14 protein-coding genes and 1 tRNA gene are annotated in these 24,447 nt (G+C 38.4%); 5 read left to right on the forward strand and 10 right to left on the reverse strand.

What is annotated here, in order from left to right; translation table 11 throughout:
* Nucleotides 1-6 precede the first annotated feature (6 nt).
* Both IW22_RS06365 and IW22_RS06370 read left to right on the forward strand, forming a co-directional pair.
* Nucleotides 7-2,196 (forward strand): TonB-dependent siderophore receptor, encoded by a 2,190-nt coding sequence (locus IW22_RS06365; protein ID WP_034725102.1) that lies wholly within the window; start codon nt 7-9, stop codon nt 2,194-2,196.
* A gap of 98 nt (nt 2,197-2,294) precedes the next feature.
* Nucleotides 2,295-2,489 carry a pinensin family lanthipeptide gene (locus IW22_RS06370; RefSeq protein ID WP_034725104.1) on the forward strand — a complete coding sequence of 65 codons (195 nt, stop codon included), beginning with the start codon at nt 2,295-2,297 and terminating at the stop codon, nt 2,487-2,489.
* A gap of 284 nt (nt 2,490-2,773) precedes the next feature.
* Here IW22_RS06370 and IW22_RS06375 read toward each other — a convergent pair whose 3' ends face one another.
* From IW22_RS06375 to IW22_RS06410, 8 genes are all read right to left on the reverse strand, one after another.
* Nucleotides 2,774-4,684, reverse strand: a complete 1,911-nt coding sequence (locus IW22_RS06375; protein WP_034725106.1) for a lanthionine synthetase LanC family protein — start codon at nt 4,682-4,684, stop codon at nt 2,774-2,776.
* The gene (locus IW22_RS06380; RefSeq protein WP_034725108.1) at nt 4,662-5,534 is read right to left on the reverse strand and encodes a thiopeptide-type bacteriocin biosynthesis protein; all 873 of its coding nucleotides are present in this window, start codon (nt 5,532-5,534) and stop codon (nt 4,662-4,664) included. The genes IW22_RS06375 and IW22_RS06380 overlap by 23 nt, the downstream gene beginning before the upstream one ends.
* A gap of 4 nt (nt 5,535-5,538) precedes the next feature.
* Nucleotides 5,539-8,190 (reverse strand): lantibiotic dehydratase, encoded by a 2,652-nt coding sequence (locus IW22_RS06385; protein WP_034725110.1) that lies wholly within the window; start codon nt 8,188-8,190, stop codon nt 5,539-5,541.
* Between the two features lie 9 nt (nt 8,191-8,199).
* Entirely contained in the window at nt 8,200-10,419 is a 2,220-nt protein-coding gene (locus tag IW22_RS06390) for a peptidase domain-containing ABC transporter (RefSeq protein ID WP_051891129.1), read from the reverse strand.
* Nucleotides 10,420-11,245: 826 nt separating this feature from the next.
* Nucleotides 11,246-11,593, reverse strand: a complete 348-nt coding sequence (locus IW22_RS06395) for a DUF4377 domain-containing protein (RefSeq protein WP_034725113.1) — start codon at nt 11,591-11,593, stop codon at nt 11,246-11,248.
* An 812-nt stretch (nt 11,594-12,405) separates the two neighbouring features.
* On the reverse strand, nt 12,406-12,762 hold the full coding sequence (locus tag IW22_RS06400; protein ID WP_034725115.1) for a DUF962 domain-containing protein: 357 nt from the start codon (nt 12,760-12,762) through the stop codon (nt 12,406-12,408).
* 143 nt (nt 12,763-12,905) lie between these two features.
* Entirely contained in the window at nt 12,906-14,582 is a 1,677-nt protein-coding gene (locus IW22_RS06405) for an APC family permease (protein ID WP_034725117.1), read from the reverse strand.
* Between the two features lie 114 nt (nt 14,583-14,696).
* Nucleotides 14,697-16,937, reverse strand: coding sequence for a CocE/NonD family hydrolase (locus IW22_RS06410; RefSeq protein ID WP_051891160.1), 2,241 nt, complete (start codon nt 16,935-16,937; stop codon nt 14,697-14,699).
* A 236-nt stretch (nt 16,938-17,173) separates the two neighbouring features.
* Here IW22_RS06410 and IW22_RS06415 point away from each other — a divergent pair, with 236 nt between their 5' ends.
* Nucleotides 17,174-20,137: a tetratricopeptide repeat protein gene (locus IW22_RS06415; RefSeq protein WP_034725118.1), complete on the forward strand. Its 2,964-nt coding sequence runs from the start codon at nt 17,174-17,176 to the stop codon at nt 20,135-20,137.
* Between the two features lie 97 nt (nt 20,138-20,234).
* On the forward strand, nt 20,235-22,004 hold the full coding sequence (locus IW22_RS06420; protein WP_034725119.1) for a TonB-dependent receptor: 1,770 nt from the start codon (nt 20,235-20,237) through the stop codon (nt 22,002-22,004).
* A 77-nt stretch (nt 22,005-22,081) separates the two neighbouring features.
* On the opposite strand, the gene IW22_RS06425 is transcribed toward IW22_RS06420, so the two are convergent.
* Nucleotides 22,082-23,179, reverse strand: coding sequence for an alpha/beta fold hydrolase (locus tag IW22_RS06425; protein ID WP_034725120.1), 1,098 nt, complete (start codon nt 23,177-23,179; stop codon nt 22,082-22,084).
* Between the two features lie 276 nt (nt 23,180-23,455).
* Between IW22_RS06425 and IW22_RS06430 the strand changes: the two genes are divergently transcribed.
* Nucleotides 23,456-23,529, forward strand: a tRNA-Arg gene (locus IW22_RS06430).
* A 202-nt stretch (nt 23,530-23,731) separates the two neighbouring features.
* Here the strand turns inward: IW22_RS06430 and IW22_RS06435 are convergent.
* On the reverse strand, nt 23,732-24,109 hold the full coding sequence (locus IW22_RS06435; RefSeq protein WP_034725639.1) for a membrane protein: 378 nt from the start codon (nt 24,107-24,109) through the stop codon (nt 23,732-23,734).
* Nucleotides 24,110-24,447 lie beyond the last annotated feature (338 nt).

Raw genomic sequence — 24,447 nt, forward strand, 5'->3', positions numbered from 1 at the left:
GACGAAATGAAGAAAAATAACGTCCTATTGACAGCTGCCCTTTTGGGGACGTTTTCTTTAGTATGTGCGCAGGAAAAGAAAGATTCCCTGTCTGCAAAGAACATTGATGAAGTAGTATTAACCGCCATGAAACAGATCAAAACAGACAGTCTTTCTGGAAATCTGAAGCGAAATGACAGGCTGCTGGAAATTCCACAGAATATTGTGAGTATCAAAAGCAATCTTTTAAATCTTCAGGGTGCCTTCGATGTACAGGATGCGCTCAGAAATGTGAGCGGAATCTATATTGGCGATGCTACCGGAGCAGGAAATGTTTTTGCCGGAACGTACAATGCCCAGCTGCGCGGTTTTAGTCCTGTGAGCACTTTCAGAAACGGACTTCCTTCTTTTGCGGGAGGACTTTCGCAGGAAGATGTATCCTTAATAGAGCAGGTGGATGTGATTAAGGGACCGGCTGGTTTTGTCAATTCAATGGGGACCGGAGGAGGTTCTTTAAATATCAATACCAAAGCTCCGCGGGCGAACAGGATCGGGGAGGCCAATATCGCTGCCGGAAGTTTCGGGTTCTACCGGGCTGCGGTGGATCTTGGAAGTGCTGTAAAAGAAAAAGGCTTTTCTTTTCGGTTCAATGCGGCTTATGAATCTCAGGGGTATTATGCAGAATATGCAAAGCGCCGGAAATTCGTTGTAGCACCTGTTGTGCAGTACAATATCAGTAAAAATACATTTTTTATTGCCGAATGGAATATGATTCAGGGAAGAGCTCTTGAATCGAGCAATTTTATTCAGTATGAAACGGAGAAAACCGTTCAAAAGCATCCGTGGAAAGCCAATTATCAGGGTGATCCGAATTTACCAACCTCAAAACTTGATGAACATTACGGAAGATTGGTCTTCAATCATAATTTTAACGACAGATGGAAAATAGTTTCCCAGTCTTCCATTAAAAGTACACCGTTGGATCAGTGGAGTCTTCTGGGAGGAACAGCCAGCTACACGCCGCCGATGTTTGATGATGAAGGAAATGCACTTCGTTCCAGCTTTAGAAATAAACAGAAATACCTGACTTACAATACACAGTTATTCGTAAGTGGCAGTTATAATATCACTCCGAATATCGTTCATACCGTACTTGCCGGTGCAGATTTTAACAGCAGTAAAAGCAATACAGAACATATTCAGGGAGCCAATGAATTTGTTTTTAACCGAAACCTGCTGAACTACGGAATAGACCGTGACCTTTTGACCCAGCCTGAACCAGCCGGTCAGATTGATTACACCACATCGAAGGACAAAACTGTAGGTGGTTATGTGTACAATACTGTTAAATTCTGGGATAGGGTATTTGTAGATGCAGGATTCAGGTACAGCAAAAACACGAGGGACCGTTATCTTAAAGGACCTTATACTCCGGATGGGGAAAGCAAAACCTACAGGCATCATGCATTCAATCCAAGGGTTGGCGTGACGTATATGATTCAAAAGAATTTTGCGGCTTTCTTTTCTTATGATCAGAGTTTTGACCCGATGGCGGGTACGGATCCGCAGGGAAAAGAATGGAAACCTCTGGAAAGTTATAATACTGAAATAGGAGTAAAAAAAGATTGGTTTGATGGCTTGTTGTCCACTTCTGTAAGTGCTTACAGAATTATCAGGAACAATTCATTCTCTCAAAATCCGGCTACAGGAATCATGACTCAGCTTAATCAGGTGAGAAATAAAGGAATCGAGATCGATGTGATAGGTTCCATTTATCCCAATATTACGCTGACAGCGAACTATTCATACATTAATTCCGTGTATTCAAAAGACCCTTATGCATCAGAATTGGTCGGAAAGAGATTTTCAAGTGTACCGAGACACCAGATCAATACCTGGGTGATGTACAAATTCCAGAAAGGAAAACTTCATGGGCTTTCTTTAGCGCTGGGCGAAACTGCTGCATTGGTCCGTGAAACCGATGTACCGGGAGTCCGTATTCCTGATTTTGTAAAACTGGATGCCAGTATTATGTATCAGTATAAAAAATGGTTTGTCCGTGGAATATTAGATAACCTGCTGAATAAAAGATATATCACCGACGGAAATGTACAGCCAAGATACAATTCCGACTGGACTGCGGTGGTAGGAGAGGCGTGGATGTATAAAGAAAGTAATCCGTTCAATTTTAAATTGCAAATAGGAGTGAAATTTTAACATTTAAATGCAACTTTGTTGCAATAAAATAAGTATCTTTACAACAAGGGAAAGCCGAAACCCTTAAAGAGTAGGCCAAATTAAAAAAATGTTTTATTATGGAAAACAACAAAAAGATGAAGCTAAACATCGACGATCTTAAGATCGAAAGCTTCGTAACAGCTCTGGACAAAGATTTGTCTAAAAAATTACAAGGTGGTTTAGGAATTGCTCCTGCAGGAGATCATGATCACCCGACTCATACGATTAAAACTCAGGACAGACTTCACGTTTGCGGAACTGTTCAGTGCTAGTTTGAGCGAAAAACAATTTCAGGGCTGCTTTATCCGTAAAGCGGCCCTTTTCATTTTACAGGAATCTTTAAATGCTTTAATCTTTAAATTTTTTTAACACAAATGCCACAAATATATTCACGAATATCACTATCATGATTGAGATATTCGTGTTATTAGTGCAAAAGATTAGTATTATTCGTGTTTAGATTCTTAACCACAACTGCCACAAATATATTCACAAATATGACCATCATGACTGAAATATTCGTGTCATTAGTGCAAAACATTAGTGTAATTTGTGTTTAAATCATTCTTATAAAAAAGCTCTTCAACAGCTCCACCAACTGTTCCAATAGCTTCTCCTTCATCATCTCTTTATCACCTTCTGAATACTGAAAACACTCCACCAATTCATCAATAATTAAAGGTTTTTCCAACAACTGAAGAACCGCTGCAGGAAAGGGCTCCATCAAAAGATGAAACATTTCCTGATCTGTACTGTAGAAAACATTGCTGTATTTTCCAGCTTTGGAATCTTTTGTTTGGTCTTCCTTCCAGTTCCATTGAGTTTCATGGATATCAATGAAGGGATTTCGGACGAAACGCTTTTTGAGAAGTTCAGTCTGATCATTTTCTAAAAATTCTGCCAGTTCATTTTTTAGAATCATCAGCCGGGTTTGAAAACACAGTGCTCCTTTATGGCTTTTCCGGATGTTGATTTGTACTGTTTCCAATTGATGGATGTCTGAAATATAAACCATATCTTCTTCCGGTAAGTTAGAGATAATCTCCAATAAATGATTTCCAAATTCTTCAATGGTCTGAGAATCATAGATAGATTCTTGAATTGAATTGAAAGTCTTTAAAATCTCAAGTGTTTTAGGATAATACCGTTCAAAAAATGCTTTTTTAACTTTGAAATTTTTCAGAACCGTATGGGTTCCAGTTTCACAGATAGGAAGTTCAGGATGAAGAATAGAATTCAAAGATTTACCCTTAATGATTGCCAATAAAGAAAGCCCGATGCCTGCTGTACCGGTCATCAGTCCGAGGTCTTCACTGTTTTGAATTCCCCATTCGGAATGCCCGTGCGATCTGCTTTTATGTAAACCTTCCAGTGTAATTTCTGTGGCAAATTCCAAAGCTTCTTTGTTGTCAAATACTTCGTTGTACTGTAACAAAAAATCGGAAAGTCCGCCGTAGCCGCTGAACAGGATGTGATTTCGTTTAGATCTTGTCTTGATGTCGCGCTTACATCGTTCAAATACTTTTCTACAGTCTTCTTTGTATATAGGATCAGCCGTAAGTGTGAAAGCCTGCATCCTCGCACTTCCAATACCACAGGCTCCGTGTGCCCATGCATTGAGGTCAAAATCTTCCTGAAGAAAAGTTTTTTTGTTCCAATCGAACAGACTAGGGAGATGGTTCTTGGATTCTTCCCATCTTAAATCCATCCAGTTGTTTTGAGCAGGATCATAGTACAGATCTTCGTAACGAAATGCCTGTTCCGCCAGCCAGATGAATTCTTCATTCTCAAAATATTTTCCAAGATGGAGCAGACAAAATGCGATCCCGGAATTGCCATGTGAAAAACCGCAAAGAGAATCCATTGAAAGAAGATTGTTTCCCCACTTAATTCCAGCTTCTGCGACGAGTGATTTTTCCAAAAGAGTAGTGACCAATGTTTCAATGTCATCAACTAATTTCTCAACTTTTGTATAATGATAGAGACTAACCATCATCATTAGGATTCCTGAAATTCCAATCAGCATATCTTCAGTCTGTTCTGCCAGTATTTTATGTCTGTACATTTCATACAGATTCAAAGTTTGCTGGAGATACAGTTCTTTTCCAGTCATTCTGAATAGTTCTAAACCTAAGTAAATAATCCCACTTATTCCATCGTAAAGACTGGAATTTAACAGGGTTTGATGCGTAGAATAACTGTATATTTTTGAAAAAGCTTTTTCTGCAACTTCCAGATCATATTCCTTTGTGGTATGTTCATAAAGCGCCAGGAAAAACCATGCAATACCACCGGTTCCATTCCATAAAGAGGGATTGAAAGTGAAAGAAAGTTCCCCTGTTTTGGAATCGCGGGAGATTGTTTCCCAATAGAAGCCCTCTTTGTCCTTTTTCATTTTTGACAGAAGAAATTCACTGATTTCATCCAAACCGGATGGCAGGTCATTAAGTTCTTGGTGGGCTATCATAGTCTTTTATTAGAGGGATGGTTTTCAGGATTAAAAAAAGTAGGTAGGATTCTTCAGCATTGGCAATTCCCAATCGGTTATTGGTCATATGAATAAAACTAAGGAGCGCTTCATCTAAGGCTTCAGAAGATAATTGAGCCTGAGTATAGTCTTTCCAAACCTTTTCATTCACTTCCAGGAACTGCTGTAGAAAAGGATCGGTGGTAGTATCCAATGAATTCCAGAATTCCTCAATACTTTCCTGCAGTACATTTTGATAAGCTTCAAATTGGTGCTGAAAAGCAGATAACACCGTCTTTCGGTTTTGCTCCTGTTCATCTGGATGGTCGGAAAAAGGAATCGGAAGCCAGCTTTGGACAAATTGATCACAGAGCTGTTGGCTATAGTTTTTGGAAAGTCGCATACCTTTAAGAAATGCAAAATGGGTTTTCAGCGCGAGAAGGTATCTTTCTGAAGCGGTTAATGGATCGTTTTGCACCAAATGATGCAGAACAACCCGGGATGATGCCCAGAATTGATCTTCAGCATAAGTGATGGTATTGGCGTTACCATATCTTTCTGTTTCCGGATTGTATTCTGCCTGCTTCAATTCCAGGTGGCATTCGTTAAGGTGCTCATAATCTGAAATGTGATCCATTAAAATCGTAAGAAATAAAGTTGATTCTTCAACATTTAAAAGTAATCGTAACCGGATGTGATAACCGTTCTCAAAATACCGGATAAAGAAAAATTGTACTTCTTTTTCCAGTTTTTCATTGATATCCAAAAGAGAGGGATGTATGATTTCTTTCAGAAGATCATCCGCATTCCTGGTATGATAGATGTAGTAGGTTTTCCAGTATTTTTGCATCGTTCTAAAAATTATACCATTGGATTAAATGTTCAGCGACTCTTTCCTGGGAACCGTTCACAGAAGGCATGGCTTCTTCCATATAGATATGAGTTCCGGCTCTGTTTAAAAGCTTGATGAACAGATGGAACAGCAAAGGCTGTTCAAAATCTATACATTGAGGTTTGTAGTCATCTCTGGTTCCTGTCGTTTTTTCAGAGGACAGATCTTCAGGGATGTAGGATGACTGCAAATAAAGAAATACAGAGGATGGCAAATTGTTTTGCGAAAGCCACTGATGAAAACGTAAAAAATAGATGCTGCTATTTTCATCTTTGTTTTGACGGGGAATTACATTGAGATTGATCAGCCATCCTTTACGCCGCAGGACAAGTTTCTCTTCAAAAACCATTCGAGGAAATATCTGAATATCCTGACTTTTAAACTGTTTGGAATAATGATTATCAATCGTTTTAATCAGTGGAAAATAGCTCACATAGGTACAGGGATTGAAAAGAGACATCAGCTGATAAAGATTGGATCTGTTCGTGATGGTTTCCAGGCACAGATCGAATGCATAGACTTCTTTTTTAAGAACAGTATCCATCAGAAAAATCGAATCATTATCTGTATTATATCCAACAGCTATCCTGTCCAAAGGAATCTGCTGAGACTTTTTCATCTGCGTATTGGAAGCAGGCATTTTCACTTCATGATCGAGCAATGGCGGATGAATATTGGCATTAAAACTGGAATCATCATTCAGTTCGATAAGCAGCTGATCGGGAAATAAACGATTGTTATAATGCCTGTGTTCTTCGGAAATTTTAGAATCAAATAAATGAAGAAAACGACCGCTCATTTTGCCCATTCCCTGCATCAGTCCGTTTACCACAGCTTTAGTTCCTGTTCCTGCCTGTTGATCAAAAAACTGAAGAAATGCTGAGCCTACCGGAGCAGAGTTATCGGATAAAGGAAGTTGGTCTAAATGTTTCCTTTTAATCTGTATTTCGTCAGACTGCTGTTCTTCCAATCGGAGATTTTTGCAGAAAATTTCAGACCATATGTTTTCCTGCTTTGGGTTATTTTCCGTTTCAGATGTATTCTTGTAGCGATAATATTCATGATAAAAAGTGACTAAAGAAACCTGCTGATTCTTGCTGTAAGTGGAGAGAAAGAATTCCTTAACGTTCTTTTTTTCCGTACCCCGGATGTCGAAAGCTGTTAAACGGCTGGTCAGATCAGATAATAATTGACCCAATTCATGGACTGTACTTTCATCGACCGTGTTGATTTGATCTGTGTAAGCGTCTTCGTAAATAAAACCTTCCTGCCGGTAATCGACCGGGATATAAGGAAGCTTTTCAAAACCCTCTCCGTTCCTGTATTTCTCAAGAATATCATCAAGTACATTTTTAATTTCCTCTTTCGGAAGTTTAACGATACCGGCTTGATTTTCAAGGTCTGAAATAGTGCTGTCAAAAATCTTTGAGGTATTGTTCAAAAGAAGCTCCCGGGAAAAAAGATCTGCAGTTACAAATTTATTTTTGGCCTCTTGCAGTATGAGAACAAGCTCGTAAACCTGCGCCGCAGCTTCATTCGTTGTTTTGTAATGTTCAAGAAATGTTAAAAGGTGTGCATCCCAGTCGGGATCAATTTCGGAACATTCCAAAGTCAGTTCCAGAAATCCTGAATCAATCAGTTTTAAGATATAATGCCGTAATTCTGAAACATCCGCTTCAATTTGATTGGAAAGAAGTTCGATGAATGACGACAGAGAAATATTTTCTTCTGAATGATGGATCAGATCTTTGATATACTGATTAACAGGTGTCGCCTGAATTTCCTGGAAAACCTCAATATTAGCACAATTCATGAGAAAACTGAACCTGCCTTCATGTTCTGTAATGCTGCTGTTGGTATTCACAAACAGTAATCCCTGAAGATCCGGATGTCTTTCCATGAGCTTTTTGATGCGTTTTAACAGTTTATTGTTCAGTCTTATTTTACAATTTACGATGCCCGGCGCTGATGAAATAGGTGATTGATGATCCGGAACCATTTGGGTAAGGCCTAAATACGTAAATGTGCTGAATGGAGATGTTTTATAAGCCATCCGGGTAAGATAACGCAGTACACTGAATTCAATGCGTTCGCTGTCTTTATTGAGTGATTTTACATCTGCCTTGGTAAAACTATCCAGCTGTTCATACAGATCTTTACTCGAAAGCAAAACTCCGTTTCTGAACGCATATTCTTCGGTCAGCTTTTGAATCTTTTGTCGGTGAGTCCATAGATAATCATTGAAATATTTCTCCCAATATTGCCCGAATTCCCTGCATTTTTCACCTGCATTCAGCCATTCTTCCCAGGTTTCTTTGAAAGCATTAAAAGTTTCTGCAGGTATTTTCTGTAACAAAGCACTAGCGTTGGATCGCCTATTGTACACCGAGCGTTTCAGATTGAGCAGCAGCTTTCGTTCCTGATCATCAGATGCCTGTTGAATAAGCGTAAACATTTCATCACACAGCTTTTCATTACAATGCTGATCATGCTCAATAGACGTTTGCCATTGATTCCATTGATTTTTAATTTCCGGGATTTTCAGTGCATTTAAGCTTTGTATGGGTAAAGCGGCATACCGTGTAAAAATGTGGGGTAAAATAGTCAGGCTCATGTTCAAAATTTATTTTCCGAGTTCAAGTTGATTTTTAACTAAGTGATAATAAGCTCCCTTTGATTGAGTTAAGGTTTCATGTGTGCCCTGCTCAACAATATGGCCTTTATCCAGCACGATAATATTGTCTGCATGGACTACCGTACTTAATCTGTGGGCAACAATTACGACTGTTCTGCCCTGAAAAAAACGGTTCAGGTTTTCAACAATCAGTCTTTCATTGTTGGCATCGAGAGAATTGGTAGCTTCATCCATAAATATATAATCCGGCTGGCGGTAGATGAGGCGTGCGATAAGGAGCCGTTGTTTCTGTCCTTCACTGAGTCCGGTTCCTTCACTCCCAATCTGGGTTTCGTAGGAAAAAGGAAGACTTTCAATAAACTCCTGCATATTGACCATTTTACAGGCATTTTTTACCCTGATCATATCTTTTTCCGGACTTCCCACCCAGATATTTCCGGCAATGGTATCTGTAAATAGAAAAGAATCCTGCATGACGGCTCCACATTGTCTCCGCAAGCTTCTGGCATTGATGATTTTGAGATCATGTCCGCAGAAAGTGATCACTCCCTTTGTGGTATTAAAAAATTTAAGCAACAGTTTCAACAAGGTTGTTTTTCCGCTCCCGCTCATTCCTACAATAGCGGTTACTTTTCCCGCAGGAATCGTTAATGACACATTATGCAGTACCTCGGGGGACAGTTTTCCATACCGGAAACTGACATCCATTAATTCAATGGAGCCTGAATTTCCTTTAGGTAAATCAAGAGTGGAGTGAGCATCTTCTGTTTCTTCATATTCCACTTCTGAAATACGCTGCAGACTGAATTTGGCGGTTTGCATGGAGCGTATAAAATCTGAAAGCTGATTGACTGTTCCGTTTAATGAACCATACATATACGTGATAGCAAGCATAGCTCCAAGCGTCAGACTTCCGTTGATGACCAGGGAAGCGGTTAAAAAAGTAGTTAATACACCTGTAGTTTCGTTGATAAAAAGGGCTACACCCTGTATTCTTTGATCCAGTTTCAGGTTTTCCATTTTCACTTGGTAGGTTTCTTCCTGCATGGTTTTCCATAACTGGTTTTTTTCCTGCTCTGCTCCGGTGAGTCTTATTTCTGTCATCGCTTCGAAGGTTTCTATCTGGTGACGCTGAGCGTTCGCAAGAAGGCTGAAAGTTCGTTGGTCCAGACGTCTTCTTTTCTCTTCAAAAAGATTGGTCCAAAGCACGCTTATCGTACTGGCCGCAAGAAACAGGATGAAAAGTTTCCAGTTATAATAACATAGCAAGCCGCCATTCACGATAAGAATGATAATCGAAAGTCCGGCGCTTACGCAGTTTTTAGTCAGAAATTCCTCGACACGCTGGTTATCATAGATCCTCTGTAAATTGTCTCCACTGCTTCTGTATTCAAAGAAAGAAAGTTTAAGTTGCATCAATTTGTCTACGAATTCATAGATAAGTTTGATGCTGATATTCATACCCAACTTAAAAAGAATCCTGCTCCGAAAGAAATCAGTTAAAATTCTTCCGGTAAATAAAAGAAGCTGTCCTGCACAGATGAGAGATAATATCCCTATGTCTTTTTTAGAAACCGCTTGATCTACTACAGCCTGGGTTAATAATGGAATAGCCAATGTTAAAAGAGTAGCTGCTAAAAGCGCGGCTATCACATAAGAAATACTTCTGTGGTCATTGATCTTTTTTAGTAAGGAAAAGAGGCTGACCGATGGATCCGGCTGATCTTTAATTTGGTTAAAAGCTTCTGTCTGCTCAACAAATATGGCGATCCCTTTATTTTCCTGCCCGGGACCGATCCAGTGCTCCATAAAATCATGGATGGTATAGCGCATATTCTTTCCCAATGCAGGATTTCCGACGTAAGCATGTCTCTCAGTAAGATGCCACAGCACAACGAAATGGTTATGATCCCAGTGAAGAATGCAGGGGAGTGGTGCTTTTTCAGACAAGATTTCCAGACTGAGTTCAGCCGCTAATGTTTTAAGTCCAAGCTGCTCTGTAGCATGGGTAATTCCGGAGACGGAAGTTCCCTGGCTTCGTACGTCACAAAGATCCCGCAGATGGTTTAATGACAGTTCTTTTCCGTGGTAAGCTGTAATCATTTTTAGGCAGGTCGGTCCGCAGTCCATGGTGTCCAGCTGCCGGAAAAAAGGGTATTGTTTTCCTTTAAAATAAGAGGAAATTCGTTTAAGTACTTTATTCTCCATTGTCATTCATCCTACGTTGGGTTGTGGTTGCGTATAAATTTTTAAATCGCAACAATGTTACTAATGCAATTGTGTTGCAATTTATAAAAAATAATAGTACCCAGTGTTTATTTCTTCAATTAAATCTGAAGATTGTGATGATTGAATGTTTGGCTTTATTTAAAAGGCTGGAAAAGAGATATGTTTGAACGGAAGTCCGAAGTGAGAAAACTGAGAGTATTAGAAATTTCCAAAAATGAGATCGGTGCAAAGTTTGTGGACAATTTATTTTTTCTAACGCAAAGAAAATAATTATACTATTTATACAGGAAGCAAAGATGGAATCAATTTCATTGATTCTGATGAAGGAGATGGTATGAGTTAATTATTTCTCGCGGATTAACCAGATAATGCAGATTTTTTCTTTTTTAATCTGCTTTATCCGTATTATCTGCGCGAGTAAATTCTTATAAACACTTTTTTGTGGCTTAAAAAAGATCAGAATTAAAAGGTATATTTTAGATAACGAAACCTTATAGGTTTTCAAAACCTATAAGGTTGATTGCATTTATTTTTATTCGCCAAGTTCTGAGACTGAGACTGAATTTCATTGATTCTGATGAAGGAGATGGTATGAGTTAATTATTTCTCGCGGATTAATCAGATGATGCAGATTTTTACTTTTTTTAATCTGCTCTATCTGTATCATCGCGTGAGCAAATTTTTTTTGCTTGGTTCAAATTTTGTGTCTGATTTGAAAGACATGAAATATCTTTAAGAATACAGACTCTGCAGATATAACGGAGTAGAAAATAAAAACTCCCGAAATTTTCGGGAGTTTTTGGTCTTATTTTTTGGTTTTGGAAACCTCTTTGATCAATGTGTATTTTATTGATGATCCGTCAGCTGGCGGATTGGCGATCTTTTCTGTTTTTACTTTTAAAACATATTCATATCCAGGCTCATACGTAAATCCTTCGATGTTCGTATAGAAATTGGTCCAGCTTTCTGAAGCTTTTTCTTTTACCTGCAAACACTTCATAGGCGCTACTCCGGTACAGTCTGCAGTTTCAGGTCCTACGATGAACGTTTTTTCGTCAGCTTTGGCAGTATTGGCCGTAGTCGTACATTGTGTCATTGCGAATAGTGCTGCTGCAGGAAGAGCTCCTTTTAGAATGGTTGCTATAATTTTCATAAACTTTATTTTAAACCTTAGTTCGCAATTAGTGTGCCGAAGTTTTTGACGTAATTTTTTCATTATTTTTTAGTTGACAATGAATTAATTTGAGCACTTCTAAAAATGTAATTAAAGAAAACAAATACCACATTATACTGTGAATATTCCGATTCAGATTGAAAATTACAAAATTAAAAAAAACTGAAATATGAGTAGGGAATATCAGTGATGAAGATTTAATTGATAAAATAAAAAGATTCTGAATTTGCCAGAAAACAGATTGATGAAGGAAGAGATACTTTCTCTAAAAATTATCATAAAGTAAGGAGACAGCAACTTCGGATTGGGCATTGATATTATAGAACTCGATTTAATTAATAATATTAAGTTTAACTTTAATGTAATGTTTAAATAAATTTGATATTCAGTATTTTATGTTGAATATTTAAAGTTAAATTTAATATTGAAGTTTTAGGTTTCGGCGGCCGGAGGCCGCCGAAACCTAAAACCTTATACCTTCCATATGGCAATGAGTAGAGCCCGAAAAAGAATTCCTTTTCCCATAAACAAGCCATAAAAATCTCCGGTTTTTAAGAACTTAAGTTCAATTTTCAGCACTCAGAATTCAGCTAACAACTTAAAAAAATCATTTGATTTTTTCTTAACTTTTCTCATCTCCTTCACTCATCTTAATGTTTTAAAAAGCGTACAATAAGAATCAATGGGAAACCGAAAATCAAATATTTTCATAAACTTAAGTGTACTTTATATACGCAAGATATTTAAGCTTATAATAACTTAAGTGTTAAAAAACTTTTGTGGTAAAAAAATTAATGCAAGTCTTCAGAAACATCACCATCTTTTGGCTTCGGAGCTATTCCTCTGAATTTTTGCTTGCCGATCAGCAGCTCAAAAAACAGCCTGAAATCTGAAATCAGTGACCATAGTGGATATTTAAAAGTTGCGGGCTTATTTCGTTCAATAACGGCATGACTGAACCATGCAAAGCCGTAACCAAAGATAGGGATATACCATAGAAACCTTTCTTTCCCTGAACTGATGACATACCAGATCACAAGAAAGACCAGAAGGGTCCCGATAAAATGAAAGATCCTCGTTCCTGTTTTGCTGTGCTCGGTAAGATAGAACTGATAAAATTCTCCGTATGTTTTTATTCTGTCTGACATGGCCAATTAGTTTATAGTTTCTGTGAAGATCTATGCAATAATTCTGCCGATTTTTAATGAAACGATTGAAATCTGAAAAAGGAAAAAGGCAAATCTGCGAATATGCAAATTTGCCTTTTATGATGTTATTTATAAATCAATGTTTATACTGATTCCTTTCTAAGCTTACTGTGTTTGTAACCGTAGCAGAAATAGATCACCAGACCCAGTGCAAACCAAAGTCCGAACCAGAACCAGTTCTCATGGCTCATTCCTGTAAGAAGGTATAAACACGAGCTTAAACCGATTAAAGGAATTAAAGAGAAATTTTTAATAAAGGTAAAAATACAAAGTACCAGATTGATGAGGATGAAAACGAAAATAGACGCTCTGAATTCTCCTTCTTTAGGATTGCTCCAGTCCATTAGATTCGTGAAAAATTCTGGCTGCCAGATATAGAAACCGACTAATCCACCAATGAAAATCACCGGGAATATGATCTTACCATTAATATAAGGAAGGTGGAATCTGCCTTTGATCTTTTCTTTGGCTGGAAGCATTAAAACTCCGGCACATACCAGTACGAAAGCAAAAATAGTCCCAATACTTGTGAAATCCAGGATGAATGTTTTATCTGTAAACAGGATAGGAATCCCTACAGCAATACCTGTAATAATAGTAGCAAATGAAGGCGTTTTATATTTTGGATGTACCGTCTTGAATTTTTCAGGCATCAGTCCGTCACGGCTCATCGCGTACCAGATCCTTGGCTGTCCCATCTGGAATACCAATAATACCGTGGTGATAGCCACAATAGCAACGAAAGAAACCACAAGTTCCATCCAGGCTACATTGGCGTTAGATTTTTCGAATATGAATGAAAGAGGATCTCCGATACCATCGAACTTCCTGTAATCAACCATTCCCGTCAGTACCAGTGTTAAAGCAATATAGATTACTGTACAAAGGACTAAAGAGATAATCATTCCTTTCGGAAGTGTTTTCTGAGGATCTTTAGTTTCTTCGGAAAGAACGCTTAACGCATCAAAACCAATATAGGCAAAGAAAACTCCTGAAACGGCACTCATAACTCCTGCAAAACCGTTTGGCATGAAGGAAGCAACCTGAGTTTCCGGATTGACAGGCGTCCAGTTTTCTGTATTGATATAAGCGAAGCCTACCAGAATCACTAAAACAATCACGGCCAGTTTTAAAATAACTAGTGAATTATTAAAGTTTTTACTTTCTTTCACTCCTACGTAACAAAGCCATGTGATAAGGCCATTGATCACTAATGCAGGAAGATCGAGAATGAATTTTAAATTACCGATTAATGGTGCAGTACTCCATGCATTCAACAGTTCTTTGTTCTCAGAACCGTTCTGGAAAGCTTTTCGGGCTTCCGTGTAGCTGCAGGTAAGATAATCAGGGATATGCATGCCCAAACGCTCTAAGAAGCTGGTGAAATAATCGGACCAGGAAAAAGCAACATAAATATTCCCGAAAGAATATTCCATGATCAATGCCCATCCGATCACCCAGGCAATAAGTTCCCCAAAACTGGCGTAAGCATACGTATAGGCGGAACCGGCTGTAGGAATTCTGCTGGCAAATTCAGCATAACACAAGGCTGTAAATCCACAGGCAAAACCACAAATTAAATATAGTAGAATAACTCCGGGGCCACCTCTGAAAACTGCTTCACCTAAGCTGCTGAAACTTCCTGCTCCTATAATGGCCGCAATACCAAAAAAAACGATATCCCAAACACCTAAAACCCTTAAAAGACTGGTAGATGTATCTGTTTCTGAATAGTTTTTCCTTCTGAAAAGTTGATTCATTCAATATTTATATTTGAGTTTGAAAAAAAGCAAATGTAATCATTTTTTATTTTGGTGTTGGCTGTAATCATAATATTTCGTTAAAAAGGCTGAGGTTCTCACGGCTAAATGCCTTTATTCTTGGTAAATAGGTATTTCCACATAGCTGTTATTGTACCATTTTATCTCCAGCGGTTCCCCGGAATCTTTGATGGTTTCGTCACTTACATCTTTTCCGGATCCGTAATTGATCTGCCAGCTTGGGATTTTATTGACACCCACGAGTAAAACGAGTTTGCTCCCTTTTTCTAATTTTTTGCTCATAAACATGGAATTTTTTATCGGGATCTGTTCTTCTTTACCCGGTACAAGGAGCTGACGCACAGCGTTGTTTTTTGCATAGCTCGCTCTTACCATATGAGTGGATAATAAGAAAGTCTTTCCGTCAGGCTTGATCTGATACAGGGACATATCCGTATCGAAATCTTTTTTATTAATAGAAATATTGAAGAATCCGGCCGGATTTCCACTAAAGATAAGATCTTTGTCTAAAACCTCACTCTCGAAGTACATGGAGTTTGTAGTTTTCACACTGTCAATCTTACTTACCGCGTGATAAGTGTCTTTTTGATCTCTGTTTTTGAAATCAACCGTTTGTTTAACGAAGCTTTTCTCTGCGGGCTGAGTAAAAACTGATGCATTACCTTTACGATCCTGAAGATAAAACTTAAGCGTTGAAGTATGCATTTTATCCAGAGTAGGAGCGTGTTTCCATGTATTGGTATTCATCACCTGGAAATTGATTCTGTCTTTTAAAAGTTCCGGTTTCTTCCCGTCTTTCATAATATAATCAAACCAGGAGAAAACAAGGTCATCAATACTTATTCTCGCTACAGGATCAATAGGATTTCCGTTGACGTGGGTATATCCGAAGCTTTGCGCCCCGCCATGATCATAAGGGCCGATCACCAGATAATGATTGGCATTTTTGTTATATTGATGATGTTCTTTGAAATAGTACAGTGCCCCGATCTGATCATCATCATAATAGCCTGTAGTCGTCAGGATAGGAATATTGATTTTGGCGAAGTCCTCTTTATAAGGAACCATTTTTTGGTAGTATTCGTCGTAACCGGGATGATCCAGCCATCTTTGAAATATCTTGCTTGGTTTACCGCTGATGGTATCCAGAGCTCTGAACGATTTTCCGCTTTTATACCACGCTGTATTAATAGAATCCCATTTTTTACCATTGTTGAAATCCGCTTCATCCGTAAGCTTATTGTTCGTCACATACTGGATCCATTGCAGCATATAGCTCATGAAAATATTATTTTGTGCAGGATAGTCTATTCCAATTCCTACGGCAACCTGTGGAACGATTGTTTTTAATGCAGGATGTATTTTTTTTACAGCGGCCCATTGGCTGAAGCCCAGATAACTTCCACCAATCATTCCCACTTTACCGTTGCACCAGGGCTGTTTGCTGATCCAGTCGATTACTTCGTAAATATCCTGAGATTCGTGTTCAAAAGGATTGTTTACATCATTGCTGTTTCTTTTGCCACGGGTATTCACAACGGCACCTACATAGTCGTAAACGGCTGCTCTTTTTCCGAAATAGCCATCAATAGGTCCTGCATAAATATTACTGCTGAGGACAACAGGAAGTGGCGACGTATTGGCCTTTTTTCTGACAATGGTGATCGTCAGGGTACTTCCGTTTTTGGTTTTAATATCTTTGGTTTCGGTAATGAATTTTTCCCCGTCTTTTGCGGCAACCAATTGCATGATCTGAGGTTTAGTGGCGGAGAAGGTTTTGTAATTCAGATAACTTCTGCATAAAGCCAGAGCCGATCCGTAATCTATGCTGTCTATATCTTTCTGCTTGTCCAGCGTTTCTTTCAGGGCTTTTCGCGCGGCCATGACGTCGCCATCTACTGCAATACTTACCTTGGTGATCAGTTTATCCGGGAGACTTGCATATTTTGTATTGAAGGCTTTTTGAAGGGCATTCGGGAAAGAAATCTTTTCTTTTGCTTCGATTATTTTTGCCAAGCTGTAAAATTCGTAGGCAATATATTTATTCCCTACCATGTCATGATCTGCAAATTCCTTGCGGTAATCTGCTAAAGTGGCATTGGATTTTTTGTAATCTTTAGTAAGCAACTCTAAACGTAGGAGAATATCCAGATAAGCCAGTTTATTGGTTTGTTTAAGCTTCAACAGTGGAGCCTGGGTAATTAGTTTTGATGCCAACTGGGGCATTTGTTTTTCCAAAATAAGACTGTCAGTGACGGCTGTTTTCGGAAAATAAAACTTTTGAGCCTGTAGAAGGTTGACAAATATTAATGCTAAAAGTATTTTAATTTTCATGTAATGGTATGTTTTTAGCTGGTGTAGATTGAGGATTCCATCAGAAATTTTTTTTGAAGGTTCCGAATTGATATCCATTTTGTTTTTGTGATACTAAAGTAATCATTTTTTATCATCAAATAGTGAAATGTAATCAATTGTTAATTTATGTTATAAAACCTTTAAAACTTGCTTAAACAATAAGTTTTTAATATTTTCGTTAACTTATATAGCTAATCTTTTTATTCAGAAAAAGAATGAATTCAAAAAAAATACTTCTCTCAGCTGCCGTGCTTTATTTCGGAATTTCCGGAGCGCAACAGTCACAGTACTTTACCCAGAAAGAAAATTACAGGTTTAATCTCGCAGAAAATCTTTATCAGACCAAAATATACAATGCTTCTCAATTCGAATATGCAAGACAATATTTCTATAACCAGAATTTGTCCAGATCGAGAAAAGAAGCGGCGCAGTTTTTTGATAATGTGATCGGCGTGATCCTGCAGAAAAATCATGCAGAGGAAGGACTGACGGCCTTTATGAAAGAATACCCGAATTCCGCGTATTTTGCTCAGGCTAATCTTCCGCTGGCAGATTATTATCTGGCTAAAAAGGACTTCGATAAAGCCCTGGAGACCCTGAAAAAAGTGAATCAGTATCAGCTTTCAAAAGAAGAAAATACACAGTATATTCTGAAACTGGGTTATGCTAAATTCATGACCGGTGATACCAAAGGAGCTACCGATGCATTGGAAGAAGCCTATAAAACAGCTGATGAATCTCAAAAAGGAGATATCGCTTACATGCTGGGACACCTGTATTATTCCGGTGGGCAGAATGATAAAGCTTTCCAGTATTTCGATTCTGTAAAAGATCAGCCTAAATTCTCCAAACTGGTTCGTCCTTATTATGTACAGATGTACTACAATGATAAGAATTATGACCAGGCTATTTCTGAAGGAACGGCTTTACTGAGCGAAAGTATTTCCGATGCTTATAAAGCAGAGGTGCACAAGATCATCGGGGAGAGTTATTTCATGAAAAATGATTACACTTCGGCGTATCCACACCTTAAAGACTATCTGAGTGTACAGCAGAACCCGTCTGAAAATGACCTTTATGAAATGGGATTTGTGGCCGCTCAGCTTAAAAAATATGATGAAGCGGTTTCTTATTACAACCAGCTTGTCAACAGCAACTCAGCGCTGGCTCAGAATGCTTACTACCAGCTGGGAAATGCTTATCTGGCGGTAGATAAAAAGCAGGAAGCCCTTTCGGCATTCCGTTCTTCTTACCAGATGAATTACGATGCTAAGGTAAAAAAATTAGCCCACGAACAATACGCAAAACTAAGTTACGATATCGGGAACCCGTTTGAAAGTCCTTCTGCGGTGATCCAAAGCTATATCAACGATAATCAGAATGACGCGAATGCGCCTGAAATGAGATCACTTCTTGTGAAATCATATCTGTATTCCGGAAACTATAAAGAAACGCTGAATGCGATCGACAGACTTCAGAATTCTACTCCTGAAATCAATAAAGTAGACCAGGAGGTTTCTTATTTATTGGGAACTGAGGAATTCAACAAAGGAAATTATGACGAAGCGGAAAGGTATTTCCTGAGAAGCTTAGGATTCAATATCAATAAAGAATTTTACAACAGAGCATTATATTGGTTGGGACAGGTATATTACCAGAAAGGGAATTATCCGTCTGCCATTGCCCGTTATGAGAAGCTTCTTAATGAAACTTTCCCTGAAAAGCAGCAGCTGCCTTATGATTTAGGCTATGCTTATTTTAAAGCTAAAAAATTCGATCAGGCACAGACGTATTTTAAGCAGTATCTGAGCAATCCGAAGCCTGAATTTAAAAATGATGCAGAACTTCGTCTGGCAGATATTCATTATGCCAACAATGATCTGAATGAGGCGATTGCGATTTACGATAAAAATGAAGACGCCACCGACTATACTTTATATCAGAAAGCAATGGCTTTAGGGTTTAAAGGTGATACACAGGCGAAGATCACCAATCTGAAAAATCTTCTGTCCAAATATCCGGATTCTGAGTATTATGACGATGCCCAGTATGAAATGGGAACGGCATATTCTGCACAGGATGATTTTGCAAATTCCAATGATTATTTTGTGAAAGTGATCAAAACCTCTTCGGATAAAGATCTTATTGCCAATGCATCTATTTACAGAGCACAGAATTATATTGACCAGAACCAGAGCGATAAAGCGCTTTCCGAGCTTAAATCTTTAGGCGAGCAGTATAAAAATACCGCTTACGCTGATAAGATTGTTCAGGCGGCAAAACCTATTTTCACGAAAAACGGTGACGTTTCCGGATATGAAACTTTTGCAAAAAATATCGGGGTGAATGTAGATGCTTCTGAGATCGATGAGATCAACCTTTCTACCGGGAAACAGTATTTCACGAAGAAAGATTACAAAAATGCTATTTCTTACTACGAAAAATATCTAACGCAGAATCCTACCGGAGAAGGTCTTTATCAGGCTAAATACGAGCTGGGAGAAAGCTACTATCAAACCAATAATGCTACAAAAGCGCTTCTTGTTCTTCAGGAAGTAGCATCGGTACAGAACGACTATCAGGATGATGCACAGACCCGTCTGGCACAGATCTTCGTGGCTCAGGGGAATACCGCGGAAGCTAAAAAGTACCTTGAGAATATCAAAAACTCTTCAGACATCAGCATTAAAAACTATGCGAATGTTGAGCTGATGAAGGTATATGCCAGCGAGAAAAACTTCTCTCAGGCGGAGAAACTGGCTGATGCCGTCATTGCGAACACGAAAAACTCGGCAGCAGTTATTGAAACAGCGAAAGTGATCAAAGCGAGAAGCCTGATGAATTCAGGGAAAGATAAAGATGCGCAATCAGCGTATACTTCTCTTGAAAAATCTTCCAATACATCGGTAGCGGCAGAAGCTATTTATGCAAAAGCTTACTATCAGAATAAAGGAAAGGCCTTCAAGTCTTCCAATGAGACGATCTTTAAACTGGCCAACAATTATGCCTCCGAAGACTATTGGGGAGCAAAAGCTTTGGTACTGATGGCTAAAAACTATGTGGGACTGAAAGACAATTACCAGGCAAGTTATACCTGCGACCAGATCATCGAGAACTATAAAGATTTCCCGGAGATTGTAGCAGAAGCAAAAGAGGTTAAAAAGCAGATTAAAAAGTAAAGTGTATAAAGTATAATGTAAAAAGTAAAATGTACAAAGTACAATTCGATAGATACATTATACATCCGACATTATACATTAATACAAATATTGAGCAATGAACAGAAAAATTCAATTATTATCCATATTATTTTTAGGGTTTTCGCAGTTTGCGTTTTCCCAGATCAAGGAGGAAAAACTGATTCTTAATAAGAAGCGGGAGCCGGAGGTGAAGAAGATCGAGAAGAAGAAAACCTCTGTGGAGACCATCAAGAATTATCCGCCGGAAGAGAAATCCCAGAATCCTGTGAAATATACCATCACGGATGTTCCAGCGGTTTCGGATTTTAAAACATCTACCATTCAGGGACAGGATGTGACTCCGAAGTTTGAAGGAACGGCTCAGAACAACTATGTTCAGTTTGGAATGGGGAACTTCGGGAAAATTTTGGGTGATGCCAATGTTTCCAAAACCCTTGATAATAAACTGGAAGTAGGTGCAGATTTCCATTTCCTTTCCACTTTAGGCCTGAAAAAAGAATATGCATGGGATTCCAAGCAGAGTTCTACAGCCATCGGAGCCTATTTAAATTCATACGGTGAAAAAGGAAAATTCAACCTGAATGCTGAGTATGGGCTGGATAATAACAGATATTACGGAATTTATGCCATGGAGCCTTCTGCAGACGTTGATCTGAAGCAAAGGGTGAGTCAGTTTAAAGTAAATGGATACTATGATTTTTATTCCAATGAAATCTTAAATGATGTAAGGGTAAAATCATCTTTCCTGAAAGATCATTTTGATGCTCAGGAAAACCAGGTTTCCATTTTGGCTAATCTTTCTAAGCATGCGGTGGAGATCGGTAAATCAGGAATTGTTTTAAATGCTGACTTAGGCGTTGGACTGGAAGCTGTAAAAACAGATTTTGGAATTGTCAACAAAAACTCATCCAATTTCTTTAATACAAGCCTTACTCCGAAAGTAACTTTCAGAAAAGGGGAGTCTTACTTAATGTTAGGTTCCGGATTCTCTTTCCTGAATGCTAAGAATTCAAATGATGCCCTCGGAGGAGAGGTGAAAAATAATAAAACATACTGGTTTCCACAGGCTGAGTTCCAGGTGGCTGCTGCTAAAGAATTTAAATTCTACGGTGGGGTAGACGGCGGACTGAAGCTGAATACCTACGGAGATCTTCTGCAGGCGAATCCATTCGTGCTTTCTGACCAGCTTTTAAAGCCCACAGAGACTCAATATCATTTTTATGTAGGTTTACGTGGAGATATCGACGAAACGTTTAAATATGACTTCTCTGCAGGTTACGGAAAAATGAGGAATATTATGTTCTTCCAGGGGAACAGTATTTTCGACAATACCTTTAGCCTGAACCGTTCTGCCTATAATTTTGCGAACACATTCTCTGCCGTATATGATGACGGAAATGTAAGCGATATCAAAGGAAGCGTACAGTATTTCCCGCTTGAAAACCTGGTTTTAGACGGGGAAGTAAAGTTTACAAAATACAATCTGAAGAATTACGACGATATTTATAACGTTCCTTTAGTGAATGCAAGCATCGGGGCAAAATATACTATGCTTGATAAAAAGTTGGTGTTAGGATTCAAAGGAATCTTTGCCAGCGACAGAACGACAAACTCTTTCGCGATCGAAGGAATAGCTAATCCAAACATGGTGTACCAGTCTACGGAAAACAGAAATGATAAAGTAGGAGGCTATGCAGATTTAAACCTTTCTGCGGAATATAAATTTCATAAAAACTTTAGTGTTTTTGCCATCGGAAACAACCTTCTGAACTCAAATTATCAGACCTACAAAGGCTATAAAGTCTTAGGTGCACAGGTTCTGGGAGGGGTGAAGATTACCTTCTAAGCTTAAAGATATATTCAATATAAAAAGCCTTACATTTCAAAATGTAAGGCTTTTTGTTTTTTTATTACTGTTATGCTTTATTTTTTGTCTGTGACCGTTGGCAGGACATCATTCAATAAGGTAACCAGCATTTTTCCGGGCTCTTCCCATGGAATCAAATGGGCTGAATTCTCAAACCAGATTCCTTTTTTTGCCGGTGCTTTTACATTTCGGAGCCAGGCGTCGGTAGGTTCAGAAGGTGTGGTGTAGTCATGGCGGCCCATGAACATGAAGACTGGAATCGGAAAGCTTTTTATGCCTTTAAAATCAACATTCAAAAACTCTGGTAAAAGTCTTTTCAAGGTAAAAAGACTTCCTGCACCAAGGGCATCAAGATCCTTTTCCGAATACTCAGAGAAAAGGAGAGGCGCCTGGAAATAGTACCTTGAATCATTCCTGAATGCAGTAAGTCCGCCATAATATTGCGGCCATTTTCTTGCGATGATAATTCTTTCTCTTGTTACCGGCTGATTTCCGGGATATGGGGCAATGGATTTCAGTTCTTTGATTGCTGTATCATTTTTTAAGCGGATGGCTTCTTTCATGGCGTACTCCACACTTAGCCGTTCATTATCTTTTGTATTGATGATCTGCCCGATGCCGACATAGGAGTAGAACAGATCAGGTCTTTTCAGGGCTGCATTCATAGAAACGACAGTTCCCCAGCTGTGTCCCATCAGTATGACTTTTTTCTTCTTATATTTTTTCTCAATATACTCCGCCAGTTCAATAACGTCTTTTACATACTGATCAATGTGTATGGTTTTCCCTAAATTAACGGTGTCATTAATCGCATAGGTCTTTCCTGCTGCTCTCTGATCATAGTTGACTACCGTGAAATATTCTTCAATAGGCCTCTGAAACATCCACATAACCGGGCTCATAGGCGATGCGGGACCACCATGTACGAAAAGAATAATCGGGTTTTCTTTATTCTGACCTCTTACGTAGACTTGCTGTTTTATATTTCCTATAGTAACCGGGTAGCTTTCCTGAATTCCATTGGGTGAAACAATCGAATCGAGATCTCTAACGATTTCTTTTGCTTTAGCATACTCATCATTAACGACCTTATTCTGGGCAAAAACTGCAACGGTCCAGAAAAATACAAAGGCTGACAATATTTTATTCTGCATAATTTTTAATCTGTGAAATGTATGTTATGTTTCCTGTATAGGTCTGAAGTTTTTTTTGAATGTTACATATTTTGTTTTTAAAGACTTGACCTTTAATTGTTTGTCCCGAGCCTGTTTCTTTTGTTAGGATATTACTTTCAACAGATCATTCTGCAGTCCTGAAATAATTTTAAAATTAAACTTTTGCAGGCTTTATAAATTGTAAAAAAAACAGTATTTTCGCAGTCTTAAATCATAGCAACAGATAAATAGGACGCATTCATTGCTTATGAAACAGGCTGCGTAGTTCAACTGGATAGAATATCAGATTTCGGCTCTGAGGGTTGGGGGTTCGAATCCCTCCGTGGTCACTACTGTCAATCGCTTTCCCAAAAAAGGATTGACAGGTTTTAAACTTTTTGGAAGCGTATTAATTAGTAACAGAATCAGTAACAATTAATACGTATGAAAAATCTAAACTTCGGATGCAAATGCTCCGACTTCCTTTTAACCATATCAAATAATGATTGGTTTAATCAATATCGTCCTTACGAATCAGGCAACTGAACACTTTCACTCATCCGTAGATTTCAAAGCCCAGGCAATCAGCGGAGCCTGCATAAAAAGTCTGGCCAGTCTTTGATTATCCGTATTAAGTCCGAAAGAATCTTTCCTGTTTTTATACTGAGCAATATTTCCGGGAAGGACCGCCGCAAAAAATGTGGCTGCCACTTTACCTATAGTTTTTCTGTGTTTTTTTGGCGTTGCAATAATGGCCGTACCGAGCAGTATTTCAGCTATTCCGGAATACACTACGGTGTCATCTTTCTTTAAAGGAACCCAATCCGGTACCTGAGCCTGAAATTGTCTTCTTGCAAAGGTAAGATGCCCAACACCTGCAGTGATCAGAAATGCGCCTAGAGCAATTCTTGAAATTTCTTTAGTTTCCATAATAATGATATTTAATGATTGAACTTTATTGCTGTTTGCCGCTATCTTTAGTGGAGTAGAGGATAAGTCTGAATGAAGGATTATTAATGATAAAATAAACTGAACCCATCTAAGACCAACCGAATTTCTCTTCTGCATCCAACTAATGGAATTGATACTAAAATTTATTCAATAATAAGACCAAAAAATGAAGCTGAAGTAATAATGATTTGATTATCCATGTTCAAATAGGTAAAATACCATTTCCCGTGTGGTATCTCGTTTATTTTTTACGTTAAAACCTCGTTTTTTGCTTCTATTGGCTTGTAAATTGATATCACAAGCTTTATCGAATTCTT

Origin of the sequence: Chryseobacterium sp. JM1 (assembly GCF_000737715.1) — a bacterium.
Lineage (GTDB): Bacteria > Bacteroidota > Bacteroidia > Flavobacteriales > Weeksellaceae > Chryseobacterium.

Coding starts and splice junctions, on each gene's coding strand:
- IW22_RS06425 (WP_034725120.1), bottom strand. CDS start 23,179: ATGCAGAATAAAATATTGTCAGCCTTTGTATTTTTCTGGACCGTTGCA.
- IW22_RS06410 (WP_051891160.1), bottom strand. CDS start 16,937: ATGAAAATTAAAATACTTTTAGCATTAATATTTGTCAACCTTCTACAG.
- IW22_RS06370 (WP_034725104.1), top strand. CDS start 2,295: ATGGAAAACAACAAAAAGATGAAGCTAAACATCGACGATCTTAAGATC.
- IW22_RS06390 (WP_051891129.1), bottom strand. CDS start 10,419: ATGGAGAATAAAGTACTTAAACGAATTTCCTCTTATTTTAAAGGAAAA.
- IW22_RS06420 (WP_034725119.1), top strand. CDS start 20,235: ATGAACAGAAAAATTCAATTATTATCCATATTATTTTTAGGGTTTTCG.
- IW22_RS06395 (WP_034725113.1), bottom strand. CDS start 11,593: ATGAAAATTATAGCAACCATTCTAAAAGGAGCTCTTCCTGCAGCAGCA.
- IW22_RS06380 (WP_034725108.1), bottom strand. CDS start 5,534: ATGCAAAAATACTGGAAAACCTACTACATCTATCATACCAGGAATGCG.
- IW22_RS06435 (WP_034725639.1), bottom strand. CDS start 24,109: ATGGAAACTAAAGAAATTTCAAGAATTGCTCTAGGCGCATTTCTGATC.
- IW22_RS06415 (WP_034725118.1), top strand. CDS start 17,174: ATGAATTCAAAAAAAATACTTCTCTCAGCTGCCGTGCTTTATTTCGGA.
- IW22_RS06365 (WP_034725102.1), top strand. CDS start 7: ATGAAGAAAAATAACGTCCTATTGACAGCTGCCCTTTTGGGGACGTTT.
- IW22_RS06400 (WP_034725115.1), bottom strand. CDS start 12,762: ATGTCAGACAGAATAAAAACATACGGAGAATTTTATCAGTTCTATCTT.
- IW22_RS06385 (WP_034725110.1), bottom strand. CDS start 8,190: ATGAGCCTGACTATTTTACCCCACATTTTTACACGGTATGCCGCTTTA.
- IW22_RS06375 (WP_034725106.1), bottom strand. CDS start 4,684: ATGATAGCCCACCAAGAACTTAATGACCTGCCATCCGGTTTGGATGAA.
- IW22_RS06405 (WP_034725117.1), bottom strand. CDS start 14,582: ATGAATCAACTTTTCAGAAGGAAAAACTATTCAGAAACAGATACATCT.